The following is a 13,118-nucleotide window of genomic DNA, read 5'->3' as shown; positions in this document are numbered from 1 at the left end:
CCGGCTGAGTACAGTGCGCGGATGTCGCCTCGTGAGCTCGTCGTGCTGGGCACCTCCAGCCAGGTGCCGACCCGGTCGCGCAACCACAACGGGTACTTCCTGTCGTGGGACGGCGAGGGCATCCTCTTCGACCCGGGCGACGGCACGCAGCGGCAGATGGTCCACGCCGGGGTGGCGGCGAGCGACATCAGCCGCATCTGCATCACCCACTTCCACGGCGACCACTGTCTCGGGCTGCCGGGCGTGATCCAGCGCATCTCGCTGGACCGGTCCCCGCGGGACGTCCAGGTGTACTTCCCGGCGAGCGGCCGGGAGTACTTCGACCGGCTGCGCTCGGCCGCGCCGTTCCACGACTGCGCGACGATCACCCCGCGCCCGGTCGCCGGCGACGGCGTGGTCGCGCAGACGGCGACGTTCCGCATCGAGGCGCACCGGCTCGATCACGGCATCGAGGCCTACGGCTACCGGCTGGTCGAGCGCGACGGGCGGCGCATGCTCCCGCAGCGGCTGCGGGAACGCGGCATCGCCGGGCCCGACGTGTCGGTGCTGCAGCGCGAGGGGGAGCTACGCGGGGTGCGGCTGGAGGAGGTGAGCGAGCCGCGGCGTGGGCAGCGGTTCGCCTTCGTGATGGACACGCGGCTCTGCGACGGCGTCGGGCGGCTGGCCGAGGGAGCCGACGTGCTCGTGATCGAGTCCACCTACCTCGCCGAGGACGAAGGGCTGGCCGTCGAGCATGGACACCTGACCGCCGGGCAGGCGGCGCGGGTGGCCGCGGAAGCAGGAGTGCGCACGCTCGTGCTCACCCACTTCTCGCAGCGCTACGACGACCCGTCGCGCTTCCGGCGGGAGGCGGAAGCGGTGTACGACGGCGAGGTTGTGGTGGCGGAGGACCTGAGCCGGGTCAGGATCCGCGGTTAGGTCGTGTCTCGTGGATCTTTGGTGAGGTCGCGTAGCCAGATCTTCATCGTGGCGATGTCGACGGTGGCCCGGAACATGTAGTCGCGTTTGTCGTACCTGGTCGCCACGGCGCGGAACTGCTTGAGTTTGTTGATGCAGCGTTCGACGGTGTTGCGCTGTTTGTAGCGTTCGCGATCGAAGTTGGGTGGCCGGCCGCCGTGGGAGCCTTTCTTGCGGCGGTTGGCCGCCTGGTCGGCCTTGACCGGGATGGTCGCGGTGATGCCCCGTCGGCGCAGGTGCGTCCGGATCGCCTTGGACGAATATGCCTTGTCGGCCAGGACGTGCCCGGGCCGGGTCCGGGGACGCCCGCGCCGGCGCTGCACTCGGATACCGGTCATCACCTGCGCGAAGCCGGTGCAGTCGGCGCGTTGCCCCGGCGTGGTGTGCCGGGAGATCGGCCGGCAGCGCCGGTCCGCGGCGAGGTGCAGCTTCGTCGTCAGCCCGCCCCGGGACCGTCCGAGGCACTCCCGGCCGCCCGATTCGTCCTTTGCTGCTTCCCCTTTTTCGGATGGTCGACGGCTGGGGCATGGCGGGCGCCGGCGGCGTGCGGGTGCGCCCGGATCGAGGAACTGTCCACGGACACGGTCCAGTCCTCGCCTTCCTCGGCGTCGCAGTCGATGCGCAGCGTGTCGCAGATCCGCATCCAGGTGCCGTCGATAGCCCAGCGACGTTTTCGCTGGTAGACCGTCTTCCACGGGCCGAACCGCTCGGGGAGGTCCCGCCAGGTGATCCCAGTGCGTTCCCGGAACAGGATCGCCGAGACCACCGTGCGGTGGTCCCGCCAGCGACCACCACGCGGTGGATCAGGCGGCAGCAGCGGCTGCAGCAACGCCCATTCCTCATCAGTCAGCTCATGCCGTCGAGACACAGCCGTCTATTTACCGCATCCGACACCGATGATCCACGAGACACGCCCTAGTCGCATTCAGTGCAGATCGGCGCCCCGTTCTTCTCCCGCGACAGCTGGCTGCGGTGGTGCACGAGGAAGCAGCTCGAGCAGCGGAACTCGTCGCCGCGCATCGGCACGACGGGAACCGTGAGTTCCTCGTCGGGCAGCTCGGCGCCGGGCAGCTCGAAGCCGGCCTCGGTCTCGTCGACGTCGACTGATGCGGACTGGCCATTGGCCCGGCGCGCGGTGAGCTCCTCGAGACTGTCCTCTGCGAGGTCGCCGCCGACCGGGTGGCGTGGCGCGTCGTAGTCGGTGCTGATGGCCATGGCGTTCACCCTCTCTTGGTGACTTGGTTGTGTAACGAACGCCGCCGGCCTCGGATGTGTTCCCGACCGACATGAATGAATCCAATGTGTTCCGGATCACGCCCGTTCACGCAGAAACGGGCCCGATTCGGTCCACTGTGGACATATCAACAGCGGCAGCGCCAACGAGGCTACCTCGCCGGGTCGGCCGTGTGCGCCTTTTTGGGATTCTCCGCGCGGATGTTGTGTGCCGAATCGCATCGCCGCAGGTCACGGGCTTGCGCCGGCCGATCGGAGGAACGCGGCGGTGACCGCGGTTACAGTGCACGGCATGAACCTCCCCGAACGGGCCCGCGTGGTGGTCGTGGGCGGCGGCGTCATCGGCACGTCGGTCGCGTACCACCTGGCGAAGATGGGCGTGGCCGATGTACTGCTGCTGGAGCGGGACCGGCTCACGGCCGGGACCACGTGGCACGCGGCCGGGCTGATGGTGACCTTCGGTTCCCTGTCGGAGACGTCCACCCGGCTGCGGCAGTACACGCGCGACCTCTACGCCGGCCTGGAGGCCGAGACCGGTCTCGCGACCGGCCTGCGCCGGTGCGGGTTCATCGAGCTCGCCGCCGACGAGGGGCGGCTCGAGGAGTACCGGCGGGTGGCCGCGTTCAACCGGCACATGGGTGTCGACGTGCACGAGATCTCCCCGGCCGAGGTTCGCGAGCTGTTCCCCTTGGCCCGCACGGACGACGTGCTGGCCGGCTTCTATGTACCCGAGGACGGCCGGGCCAACCCCGTCGACGTGACCATGTCGCTGGCCAAGGGCGCCCGGCAGCGCGGCGTGCGCGTCCTGGAGGGCGTGCCGGTGACCGGCACGCTGCGCCGCGGGGACACCGTCACGGGCGTCCGGACGCCGTACGGCGACATCGAGGCCGAGATCGTCGTGAACTGCGCCGGCATGTGGGCCCGCCAGCTCGGCGAGGAGGCCGGCGTGAGCATCCCGCTGCAGGCCGCCGAGCACTACTACCTCATCACCGAGCCGATCGACGGGGTGAGCGCCGACCTGCCGGTGCTGGAGGACCCCGGCGCCTACGGGTACTTCCGCGAGGAGACCGGCGGCCTCATGGTCGGGCTGTTCGAGGGCGCCGCCGCGCCGTGGAGCGTCGAGCGGGTGCCCGACGGCTTCTCCTTCGGCACCCTCCCGCCGGACTGGGACCGCATGGCGCCCTACCTGGAGAAGGCGATGGCCCGCATCCCGGTGACCGCCACCGCCGGCGTGCGCACCTTCTTCTGCGGCCCGGAGAGCTTCACCCCGGACCTGGCGCCGATCTTCGGCGAGTCGCCCGAGCTGCGCAACTACTTCGTGGCCGCCGGGATGAACTCGATCGGCATCCTGACCGGCGGCGGGATCGGCCGGGCCCTGGCCGCCTGGATCGCCGAGGGCCGGCCCGACGTGGACGTGACCGGGATGCACATCGACCGGCTCCAGCCGTACCAGCGCAATCGGGCATATCGCGCGAGCCGCACCGTTGAGGCTCTCGGACAGGTATATGCGACACACTTCCCCAACAAGGCCTTCACCTCGGCGCGCGACGCGCGGCGCTCGCCGCTGCACGACCGCCTGGAGCCGCTGCGGCCGTACCGCCGCGACGTGTCCGGCTGGGAAATGCCCGACTTCTACGACTTCTCCGGACAGACAGCGCCTTCCTGGCAGAAACCGGAATGGTTCGGGCAGTGGGCGCAGGAGCATCGCGCGGCGCGCGAGGACGCGATCCTCATGGACATGTCGTTCATGGCCAAGTTCCTCGTCCAGGGCCGCGACGCCGCCGCCGCCCTCGAGGAGCTGTCCGCGAACCGCGTGGCCAACCCGGGCCGGGTCACCTACACGCAGTGGCTCAACGAGGGCGGCACGATCGAGGCCGACCTCACCGTCACCCAGCTCGACGAGGACCGGTTCTGGGTCGTCGCCTCCGACACCGCCCACCGCCACGCCCTGACCCGCCTGCGCCGGCACCTCGGCGACCGGCACGCGTTCGTCACCGACGTGACCTCGGGCTGGGCGCAGATCAACCTGCAGGGCCCGCGCTCCCGGGAGATCCTCGCCGCCGCCGCGGAGGCCGAGATCGGCCTGCCGTTCCGCGGCGCCGCCGAGATCGAGGTCGGCTACGCGCGGGTGCTGTGCCTGCGCATCACGTACGTCGGGGAGCTGGGCTACGAGCTCTACGTACCGGCCGACCAAGCCGTGCACGTCTACGACCGCCTGGTCGCCGCCGGGGCCGGGCGCGGGCTGCGCCACGCCGGGCTCAAGGCCGTCGCCAGCCTGCGCATGGAGAAGGGGTACCGCGACTACGGCCACGACATCGACAACACCGACGACGTCCTCGAGGCCGGCCTGGGCTTCGCCGTGGCCCTGGACAAGGAGCACTTCATCGGCCGCGACGCCGTCCTGGCCCGCCGCGCCCGCGGCCCGCTGACCCGCCGCCTGGTCCAGGTGCTCGTCACGGACCCCAAGGCGCTCATGTTCCACGGCGAGGTGGTCCGCCGCGACGGCCGGGACGTCGGCTATGTGCGGGCCGCCTCCTACGGCCACACGCTCGGCGGCGCGGTCGGCCTGGCGATGCTCGACGCCGGCGCCCAGCCGCTGGACCAGGCGTGGCTCGACGCCGGCGAGCTGACGGTGGAGATCGCCGGCGCGACGTATCCGGCCCGCGCGTCGCTCCGCCCGCTGTACGACCCGACGAGCGGGCGTGTCCGCGACTGACAAGCTTGCTTTCAGTAGTTGTGCAACTACGCTCAGTGCCATGAGGATCAAGACGCTGGGCGTCGCGGCCGTCGCTCTCGCCACGCTGGTGGCGCCGGCGACCCCGGCCGCGGCCGCCACCGAGGCTTACACGTTCGCCGGCCTCGCGGACTGGGACCGCGACGGCCACCAGGACATCGTGGCCCGCAACAACGGCACGGGCGACCTGATGCTGTATCCGGGCCGGTCGGTCCGCGGCTACAGCGGGGGTCGCGCCGGCGAGGATCGGCAACGGCTGGGAAGGGTTCACGGTGGCCGGCATCGGCGACTGGGACCGCGACGGCCACCAGGACGTCGTCGCCCGCAATGACGCGACGCAGGACCTGTGGCTGTACCCGGGGGAGTCGCAGCGCCGCTACAGCTCCCAGGACCGGGTGAAGATCGGCAGCGGCTGGGGCGGCTTCACGTTCGCCGGTGTCACCGACTGGGACCGCGACGGCAACCAGGACCTCATCGCCCGCACGGCCGCCGGCGACCTGATGCTGTACCCGGGCCAGTCGGTCCGCGGCTACAGCACGGTCGCGCCGGTCAGGATCGGCAACGGCTGGTGATCCGCAGGGCGATCAGGGCGGCCTCGGCCGCGGCGATGAGCGCCGCGGCCGGGTAGCCGTGCCAGATCGTCAGCTGGACCGCCGCGGCGAGCCAGAGGGCGTCGGTGACGAAGTACGGCACCGACGCGGTGTTGATCGTCAGTTCGACGCGGCCGAACCGGTGGATCGTGATCTCGTACCGGCCGCGCGCGGCCCGGCTCACCACCAGCGCCACCAGGCCCGCGCACAGCGGGCCGAGGATCGCCATGGCCCAGTCGGGCTCGCCGCGGACCAGGCCGGTCAGCACCGCGTCGAGCCCGAACACGCCGATCAGCAGCCAGAGCAGGTCGAGCGCCGACCCGGCCAGGTTGGCCAGGAACCCCTCCCGCACGGCCCGCGGGTCAGGACAGGACGCGGACCTGGACGGTGGTGGCCATGTTGGCGAGCTGGGTCAGGATCTCCTGCGGGTAGTTGATCGCGATGTCGGTCAGCAGGTAGCCGTACTCGCCGCGGGTGGCCAGGATCTGGCCCTCCACGTTGACCTTGTGGCCGGCCATGATGCTGTTGACGTCGGCGAGCACGCCCGGGACGTTGTGGTGCAGCAGCGCGATGCGGTGCGTGTCGGGGGCCTGCACGAGGTTGAGCGAGGGCAGGTTGACGCTCAGCGTCGTGGAGCCCTCGGCGATGTACTTGTGCAGCTTCTCGGCGACGAAGGAGCCGATGTCGGACTGCGCCTCCTCGGTCGAGCCGCCGATGTGCGGGGTGAGGATGACGTTGGGCAGGCCGCGCAGGGCCGAGACGAACTCGTCGCCCTTCGCCTTCGGCTCCTTCGGGAACACGTCGACGGCGGCGCCGGCGAGGTGGCCGTTGTCGAGGTGCCGGCGCAGCGCGTCGTGGTCGATGACGAAGCCGCGGCTGAGGTTGAGGAAGATGCTGCGCGGGCGCATCCGCGCGAACTGCTCCTCGCCGAAGAAGCCGCTGTTGCCGGGGCGGCCGTCGACGTGCAGGGTGACGATGTCGGCGACCTCGAGCAGCTCGTCGAGGGAGTTGCAGCGCACGGCGTTGCCCAGCGCGAGCTTCTCGGAGGTGTCGTAGAAGTACACCCGCAGGCCGAGGTTCTCGGCGAGCACCGACAGCTGGGTGCCGATGTTGCCGTAGCCGACGATGCCGATGGACCGGCCGCGGATCTCGTGCGAGCCCTCCGCGTCCTTGTTCCAGACGCCGTTGTGCATGTCGGCGTTCTTCTCCGTCAGCCGCCGGGTGAGCGCGATGATCTCGGCGATCGCGAGCTCGACGACGCTGCGGGTGTTGGAGAACGGCGCGTTGAACACGGCGATGCCGGACTCCGCGGCGGTGCGCAGGTCGATCTGGTCGGTGCCGATGCAGAACGCGCCGACCGCGCGCAGCTGCGTCGCCTCGCTCAGCACCCGGGCGGTGACCTGCGATTTGGACCGGATGCCCAGCAGGTGGACGCCGTCGAGCCGCGCGATCAGCTCGTCCTCGTCCAGCGCGCGCCCGACGGTCTCTACCTCATACCCCTCGGAGCGCAGCCGCTCGACCGCGACCGGGTGGATGTTCTCGAGGAGCAGGACCCGCACGGGGTCGGCCTGGGAAGTCAGTGGCTGCACAACACCTACCCTATGTGGCCTCAGCCGTCACCGGTACGTGACCCGCGACTCGTCGGCGGGCCGTCACCGGCGGATCGGGAAGCCGTCGGGTCCTGCGCCACAGCGTGCCGCTCGCGCAGACGCGAGCGAATTTCTTCCGGCGTGTACGCCCGGCGGCGCCGCTCGGCCCGCGCGACCAGCACGCCCGTGGCCGCCACGCCGACGACACCGGCCAGCCCCGCCACCTTCCACCACTTGATACGCATGAGGCCCTAGGGTAGTACCGGTGATGGTCGATCTCGATGAGGCCGTGCGGATGACACGCACGGGTGACCTCTGGGTGTTCCGCGGCCGCTCGACCGCCGACCGCGCCATCCAGACCCTGACGAACAGCCCCGTCAACCACGTCGGCATGGCCGTCGTCCTCGACGACATGCCGCCGCTGATGTGGCACGCCGAGCTGGGCCGCTCGCTGCGGGACATGTGGACCGGCAACCACCAGCGCGGCGTGCAGCTGCACGACCTGCGCGACGCCGTGCTCGTCTGGGGCCGCCGCTACGGCCAGCGGGCGTGGCTGCGCCAGCTGTTCCCCGAGGCCGGCCCGGCCATGGAGGACGCCGTCCTGCGCACCATCGCCCGCCTCGACGGCACCCCCTTCCCCTCGACCGCCCGCCTCGCCGGCCGCTGGTTCCGGGGCCGCCTGCCCCACCTGCGGGAGCAGACCTCCGGCAACCTGGAGACGGCGTACTGCGCCGAGGTCGTCGCCGTCACCTACGAGGAGATGGGGCTGCTCGCGCGGGGCAGGCGCGCCAACTGGTACGACCCGGGCAAGTTCTGGAGCGGCGACGACCTCGAACTGCAGGGCGGCGCGACGCTCGGCGAGGAGATCTCGGTGTCGCTGGACGGCGCATGAGGCCGCTGGGGCTCGGCCTGGTCGGCGCGGGCGAGGTCGCCGCCCGGCACGTGCAGGCCGCGGATTCGGTACCCGAGGTGCGCATCGCGGCCACCTACGACCTTCGCCCCGAGCGGTCCACCGTGCCCGACTTCGACGCGCTGCTGGCCCACCCCGGCGTCGAGGTGGTCGTGCTCACCGTGCCGCACGCCCTGCACGAGGACCTCGCCGTGCGCGCCCTGGCGGCCGGCAAGCACGTGCTGGTCGAGAAGCCGATGGCCACCACGACCGCCGCCTGCGCCCGGATGATCGCCGCCGCCGAGGCGGCCGGGACCGTCCTGTGGGTCGGCCAGCAGCAGCGGCAGTTCGCGCACGTGCGGGCCGCCCGCGACCTGCTGCGCTCCGGCGAGCTGGGGGAGATCCGGGCGTACCGCGAAATCCGCAGCAACCACTACGGACCCGGACGGCCGGCCTGGTTCTTCGACCCCGGCCTGGCCGGCGGCGGCGTTGCGATGCTGGTCGGCATCCACACCATCGACCGCGCCGCGATCCTGCTCGGCGCCGCCCCGGTCGCGGTCGCCGCCACGACCGAAACCCCGCCGGGCTGGCGCATCGAGACGTCCGCCGAGGGCGAACTGTTCTTCGACGCACCCTTCACGTGCCATTTCCGGTGGTACTCCGCGGAGGATTTTCAGTACGACACGACCGTCGAGTGCGAGCGCGGCGCGCTGCACCTCGACCCGGCCGGCCTGACGGTCGCCGGGCGCCGGGTCGTCGACTTCGACGCCGACCGCGAGTACACGGAATCCTTCGCCCGGCAGTACCGCGCCCTGGCCCGAACGGTCCGTGAGGGCGCCGGAATGGACATCCAACCGGCCGAGGGGCTCGCCGCGGTCGCGGCCGTTGCGGCGATTTATGCCTCGTCGCAACGTCTGGGTGTGCGGATGCCCATAAGTTCCTGACCAACTCTGGCCGTTCGGAGGTGCGCAGTCTGCGAACGGGCCGTTGTAGCTTTTTCGCGTGACCGAAGAGCCCGAAGAGCCTCTCGACCACCAGGCTCAGCTCGAGCCCGACGCGGAAGCGACCGTGCCACTGCCGGACCTCGACGGGCAGCCCACCGTGCCGCTGCCGCCGCCCGTGCGGACCGAGCCGGCCCACCGGCCGCCGACGGCGCTCATCGCGGGGCTGGTCGCGGGCGTGCTGATCGCCGGTGGCGTGCTCGCCGTCCTCGTCGGGCGGATCGGTCGCGAGCCGGCGGCCGCCTCCGAGGGGCCGCCGCAGCGGTTCGCCTCGCCGCAGGCGCTGGTGGAGTACCTCGACCGGCGCGGCTTCGCCTGCAACAGTTTCGAGGCCGTCGGCGACCTGCACGACGGCACCGGACAGGCCCGCTGCGTGGCCGGCGGGGCTCGGGTCGGCGTCGGCGTGTACGCCATCCACAGCGAGGTCGAGGCGCAGTGGTCGGCGCTGGCCGGCAGCCGCGACCCGCTGTTCATGGCCCTGGGGGAGAACTGGACCGTCGACGGCCCGGCCGACTGGACCAAGCGCGTCGCCGACGCGCTCGACGCGCAGTACCGCGCGCAGGCCTGAGGCCGCTTTCCGGCGGATGCCCCGGACCGTCTCGTCGACCGGACCCGGTTGTGCGGCAGGCCTTAACATACTCGGATGCTCGATCGGTTCCTGCGCGTATGGCTCGGTAGCTGGCCGTCGCCCGGTGGGCTCGCCGTCGTCGGCAGCCCGCTGCGGGACAAGCCGCGATGGGACGGCGGCGAGCAGCGCGCGCTCGGCGTGACCGACGGGGCGGGCAACGGGGTGCTGTCCGTGCCGCCGGCCGCCCGCGACGCGGTCGCCGCGCTGGTGGCCCGGACCGCGCCGGGCGACCTCGAGGCGGTCCTCGCCGAGCGCCTGCCGGCGCTGGTCGGCCGGCCCGAGCAGCACTTCTTCACCGGCGTGTTCCGCTGGAGTGACGCGCCGGCCGACCTGCCGGACGAGGGCGCCTGGGAGCCGTCGGACGGGCCCGGCCTGCCGGAGTGGCTGCGGCCGTTCCCGGGGGAGGTGCTCGTGGCGCGCGCGCCGGGCACGGGGGAGTACCTGGCCGGCGTCGGGCTCAAGCCGCACGACCCGACCGGGATCGAGATCTCCGTCGGCACCACCGAGGCCGCCCGCGGCCGGGGGCTGGCCCGGCGGCTCGTCGCCCGGGCGGCGCGGCGGATCGCCGGCGCCGGTGCGGTACCGATATATCTGCACGACCCGGCGAACACCGCGAGCGCCCACGTGGCCGTCGCGTCCGGCTTCCCCGACCTCGGCTGGAAGGTGCACGCCCTTGCCGGGGCGGCCTGACAACGAATCCGGCGATAATCCGCAGATCCCGACCGGCGGCGACGATGTGTGCGGTATGTTCCCCCCTTCCGGCGCAGTGCATGTCGGCCGCCAGCCGATCTTCTCGCGGCACGGCGACGTCCACGGCTACGAGTTGCTCTTCCGCGGCGACGCGGCCGCGGTGGACGCGGACGAACGCGGCGCCTACGCCACGAGCCGGGTGCTGATCACCGCCTTCACCGAGATCGGCATCGAGCCGCTGTGCGGGCGGGCGCTGTGCTTCGTGAACCTGACCCGGGAGTTCCTCGTCGGCGACCTGCCGCTGCCGTTCGACGCCGAGCAGGTGGTCCTCGAGATCCTCGAGACCGTCGAGATCGACGACGTGGTCGTGGACGCCGTCGCGGCGCTGGTCCGCCAGGGGTACCGCATCGCGCTGGACGACTACGTCTTCGGCCTCGGCCACGAGCCGCTGCTCGAGCTGGCCACCTACGTGAAGATCGACATCCTGGAGACCGCGCCGGCGGATCTCGTCGACACGGTCGAGCGCTGCCGGAAGTACCCCGGCGTGAAGATGGTCGCCGAGCGCCTCGAGACCCCCGAGCAGCTCGACCTCGCGCGGGGCCTCGGGTTCGACTACTTCCAGGGGTACGTGCTCGGCCGGCCCCAGGTCGTCAGCGCCGCCGCGCTGTCGCCGTCCCGGCTGGCCCGCGTCGAACTGCTGAGCCTGCTCGTCGGCCCCAGCATCCCGCTCGGCCGCGTGGTCGGCCTCGTCACCAGCGACCCGGCGCTGAGCCTGCGCCTCATGGCGGCCGCCAACGCCGACTCGCTCGGCCTGCCGGTGAAGGTGTCCTCGGTACACGAGGCGGTCCTGCTGCTCGGCGTGGACCGGCTGCGCGACTGGGCCACCCTGATGCTCGTCAGCGACCTCGACGACCCCGGCACCCACCAGCTGTCCGCGGCCATCACCCGGGCCCGGATGTGCCAGAACATCGCCGGGCGGATGGACCTGCCGCCGGAGGCCGCATTCACCGTCGGGCTCGTCTCCGCCGTCGCCGAGCTGCTCGGCCAGGGCGCCGCCGAGCTGGCCCTGCGCCTGTCGCTCAGCGCCGAGGTGAGCGAGGCCCTCGTCGACGGCGCCGGCCCGCTGGGCGAGCTGCTGTCCCTCGTCGCCGCCTACGAGGCCTCGGACCTGCCGATGCTGCTCGCCGCGCCGCTGCCGGTGGAGGACACCGCGCGGGCCTATCTGGACGCGGTGGCGTACACCGGCCAAATCATCGCGCCGCGCGCGCGGCCCGCTTGATTTCCGGCGCCCGGGGCCGATAAGTGGGCGTGGACAGCACCCGCCCCGTGCACATCGGCCGCCAGGCGCTCTACGACGAGCGCGGCGCGGTGGCGGCGTACGAGCTGCTGTTCCGCGACGGCCCCGACGTGCACCACGCCACCGTCCGCGACAGCGCCGCCACCAGCCGGGTCATCGTCGAGGCGTTCACCGCGTTCGGCATCGAGGAGCTGGTCGGCGACAAGCCCTGCTTCGTCAACCTCACCCGCGAGTTCCTCGTCGGCGAGCTGCCGCTGCCGTTCCCGCCCGGCCGGGTCGGCCTGGAGCTCATGCCCGGCCTGCCGGTCGACGACGACCTCGTCGCCGCCGTGGCCGCCCTCAACGCGCAGGGCCACCGCCTGGCGCTGGACGCCTTCACCGGCGACCCGGCCACCTCCCGGCTGCTGCCCCACGTGCACTACGCCAAGGTCGACATGCTCGCCGGCGACCGGCACACCATCGCCCGCATCGTCGAGCAGTGCCGCCGCATCCCGCGCATCCGCCTCGTCGCCCAGCGCGTCGAGAACCACGAGCTGCTCGAGCTCGCCCAGCGCCTGCGCTTCCAGCTCTTCCAGGGCCACGTGCTCAGCCGCCCGCACCTCGTCACCACGCACGCGCTCAACCCGACGCGGCTGGCCCGGGTGCGGCTGCTGACCGAGCTCGCCGCCGAGGACGTCGACCTGGACCGCGCCGTGGCGACGATCGAGCGCGACCCGGCCCTCGCCGTGCGCATCCTGCGCGGGGTGAACGCCGCCGCCAACGGCCTGAAGCAGCCCGTCTCGTCCATCTTCCAGGCGGTGGTACTGCTGGGGATCCCTCAGGTCCGGCAGTGGGCGACGCTCATGATGGTCGCCGACTTCGCCGGCGGCGACGAGTCCGTGCTCACCGACGCCGTCGTGCGGGCCCGCATGTGCCAGACGGTGGCCGAGCGGCGCGGGTCGCACGACGGCGCGACCGCGTTCACCATCGGCCTGCTCTCCGCGATCGGCGACCTGCTCGGCGGCGACGCCGGCGCGCTGACCGCCCAGCTCCCGCTCACCCCCGACGTCGCCGAGGCGGTCGTGCACGGCCGCGGCGAGCTCGGCGCGGTCCTCGGCGACGTGCGCAGCTACCAGCGCGGCGGCGGGGGCGACCTCGGCGAGGACCTGCTGGCCGCGCTGCGCTGGACCAACGCCTCGCTCGCCGAGCCCGAGCCGGCGGCCCGCTGAGCATGCGCGCGCAACCGGGTCAGCGAGGCTGCAGCTCGCGCCGGCTGATCCCCAGGTACACCCGGTGGTCCCGGTGGTCGATGCGCTCAACGGCGCTCACGTCCACGTTGAGGAGCGCGCCGTCACGGGCGGCCACGACGACCTTCCGCCCGTCGTACGTGCGGCGGTCGATCGCCCCGACCTCCCCGTCGGTCGCCTCGACCGTGTACCCCACGAGCACCATGGTCCCACCGCCCCTCGTCCGTTCAACGGTGCTTATACCCATCGGGATGTGCTTTCTCCCTTCCGGCCCTTGATCGGGA

At 72.2% G+C, this 13,118-nt stretch carries 15 protein-coding genes; 9 read left to right on the top strand and 6 right to left on the bottom strand.

Annotation, left to right across the window (positions count from 1 at the left end):
* Nucleotides 1-21: 21 nt before the first annotated feature.
* The gene (locus ACQEVU_RS32410; protein ID WP_433330261.1) at nucleotides 22-918 is read left to right on the top strand and encodes a ribonuclease Z; all 897 of its coding nucleotides are present in this window, start codon (nucleotides 22-24) and stop codon (nucleotides 916-918) included.
* Here ACQEVU_RS32410 and ACQEVU_RS32405 read toward each other — a convergent pair.
* Nucleotides 915-1,825 (bottom strand): IS5 family transposase gene (locus ACQEVU_RS32405; protein WP_433319090.1). Its coding sequence is split into 2 segments (ribosomal slippage): nucleotides 915-1,427 and nucleotides 1,430-1,825, totalling 909 coding nucleotides; the frame shifts between segments, so codons are not numbered across the junction. The genes ACQEVU_RS32410 and ACQEVU_RS32405 overlap by 4 nt on opposite strands.
* Before the next feature lie 47 nt (nucleotides 1,826-1,872).
* Nucleotides 1,873-2,166, bottom strand: a complete 294-nt coding sequence (locus tag ACQEVU_RS32400; RefSeq protein ID WP_433335166.1) for a DUF4193 domain-containing protein — start codon at nucleotides 2,164-2,166, stop codon at nucleotides 1,873-1,875.
* A 316-nt stretch (nucleotides 2,167-2,482) separates the two neighbouring features.
* Here ACQEVU_RS32400 and ACQEVU_RS32395 point away from each other — a divergent pair, with 316 nt between their 5' ends.
* Both ACQEVU_RS32395 and ACQEVU_RS32390 read left to right on the top strand, forming a co-directional pair.
* On the top strand, nucleotides 2,483-4,906 hold the full coding sequence (locus ACQEVU_RS32395) for a GcvT family protein (RefSeq protein WP_433330259.1): 2,424 nt from the start codon (nucleotides 2,483-2,485) through the stop codon (nucleotides 4,904-4,906).
* A 290-nt stretch (nucleotides 4,907-5,196) separates the two neighbouring features.
* Complete coding sequence (locus tag ACQEVU_RS32390) at nucleotides 5,197-5,496, top strand: FG-GAP repeat domain-containing protein (protein ID WP_433330257.1); 300 nt, start codon at nucleotides 5,197-5,199, stop codon at nucleotides 5,494-5,496.
* On the opposite strand, the gene ACQEVU_RS32385 is transcribed toward ACQEVU_RS32390, so the two are convergent.
* The 3 genes from ACQEVU_RS32385 to ACQEVU_RS32375 are packed head-to-tail and all read right to left on the bottom strand — an operon-like array spanning nucleotide 5,474 to nucleotide 7,348.
* Complete coding sequence (locus ACQEVU_RS32385) at nucleotides 5,474-5,866, bottom strand: hypothetical protein (protein ID WP_433330255.1); 393 nt, start codon at nucleotides 5,864-5,866, stop codon at nucleotides 5,474-5,476. The genes ACQEVU_RS32390 and ACQEVU_RS32385 overlap by 23 nt on opposite strands.
* A gap of 10 nt (nucleotides 5,867-5,876) precedes the next feature.
* Complete coding sequence (gene serA / locus ACQEVU_RS32380) at nucleotides 5,877-7,103, bottom strand: phosphoglycerate dehydrogenase (RefSeq protein WP_433330253.1); 1,227 nt, start codon at nucleotides 7,101-7,103, stop codon at nucleotides 5,877-5,879.
* Between the two features lie 20 nt (nucleotides 7,104-7,123).
* Entirely contained in the window at nucleotides 7,124-7,348 is a 225-nt protein-coding gene (locus ACQEVU_RS32375; protein WP_433330251.1) for a hypothetical protein, read from the bottom strand.
* A gap of 23 nt (nucleotides 7,349-7,371) precedes the next feature.
* On the opposite strand from ACQEVU_RS32375, the gene ACQEVU_RS32370 reads away from it, so the two are divergent.
* The 6 genes from ACQEVU_RS32370 (at nucleotide 7,372) to ACQEVU_RS32345 (ending at nucleotide 12,816) form a co-directional block, all read left to right on the top strand.
* Entirely contained in the window at nucleotides 7,372-7,995 is a 624-nt protein-coding gene (locus ACQEVU_RS32370) for a hypothetical protein (protein WP_433335164.1), read from the top strand.
* Nucleotides 7,992-8,936: a Gfo/Idh/MocA family protein gene (locus tag ACQEVU_RS32365; RefSeq protein WP_433330249.1), complete on the top strand. Its 945-nt coding sequence runs from the start codon at nucleotides 7,992-7,994 to the stop codon at nucleotides 8,934-8,936. The genes ACQEVU_RS32370 and ACQEVU_RS32365 overlap by 4 nt, the downstream gene beginning before the upstream one ends.
* A 58-nt stretch (nucleotides 8,937-8,994) precedes the next feature.
* Nucleotides 8,995-9,561 carry a hypothetical protein gene (locus tag ACQEVU_RS32360; RefSeq protein ID WP_433330247.1) on the top strand — a complete coding sequence of 189 codons (567 nt, stop codon included), beginning with the start codon at nucleotides 8,995-8,997 and terminating at the stop codon, nucleotides 9,559-9,561.
* Between the two features lie 75 nt (nucleotides 9,562-9,636).
* Nucleotides 9,637-10,311 (top strand): GNAT family N-acetyltransferase, encoded by a 675-nt coding sequence (locus ACQEVU_RS32355; protein WP_433330245.1) that lies wholly within the window; start codon nucleotides 9,637-9,639, stop codon nucleotides 10,309-10,311.
* A 55-nt stretch (nucleotides 10,312-10,366) separates the two neighbouring features.
* Nucleotides 10,367-11,590: an EAL and HDOD domain-containing protein gene (locus tag ACQEVU_RS32350; RefSeq protein ID WP_433330243.1), complete on the top strand. Its 1,224-nt coding sequence runs from the start codon at nucleotides 10,367-10,369 to the stop codon at nucleotides 11,588-11,590.
* 29 nt (nucleotides 11,591-11,619) lie between these two features.
* Nucleotides 11,620-12,816, top strand: a complete 1,197-nt coding sequence (locus ACQEVU_RS32345; RefSeq protein WP_433330241.1) for an EAL and HDOD domain-containing protein — start codon at nucleotides 11,620-11,622, stop codon at nucleotides 12,814-12,816.
* Nucleotides 12,817-12,835: 19 nt separating this feature from the next.
* On the opposite strand, the gene ACQEVU_RS32340 is transcribed toward ACQEVU_RS32345, so the two are convergent.
* The gene (locus tag ACQEVU_RS32340) at nucleotides 12,836-13,039 is read right to left on the bottom strand and encodes a hypothetical protein (protein ID WP_433330239.1); all 204 of its coding nucleotides are present in this window, start codon (nucleotides 13,037-13,039) and stop codon (nucleotides 12,836-12,838) included.
* Nucleotides 13,040-13,118 lie beyond the last annotated feature (79 nt).

Origin of the sequence: Dactylosporangium sp. CA-139066 (genome assembly GCF_050936175.1) — a bacterium.
GTDB lineage: Bacteria > Actinomycetota > Actinomycetes > Mycobacteriales > Micromonosporaceae > Dactylosporangium.
The sequence above is the reverse complement of the archived record's forward strand: the minus strand, read 5'-3'. Positions and strand labels throughout refer to the sequence as shown.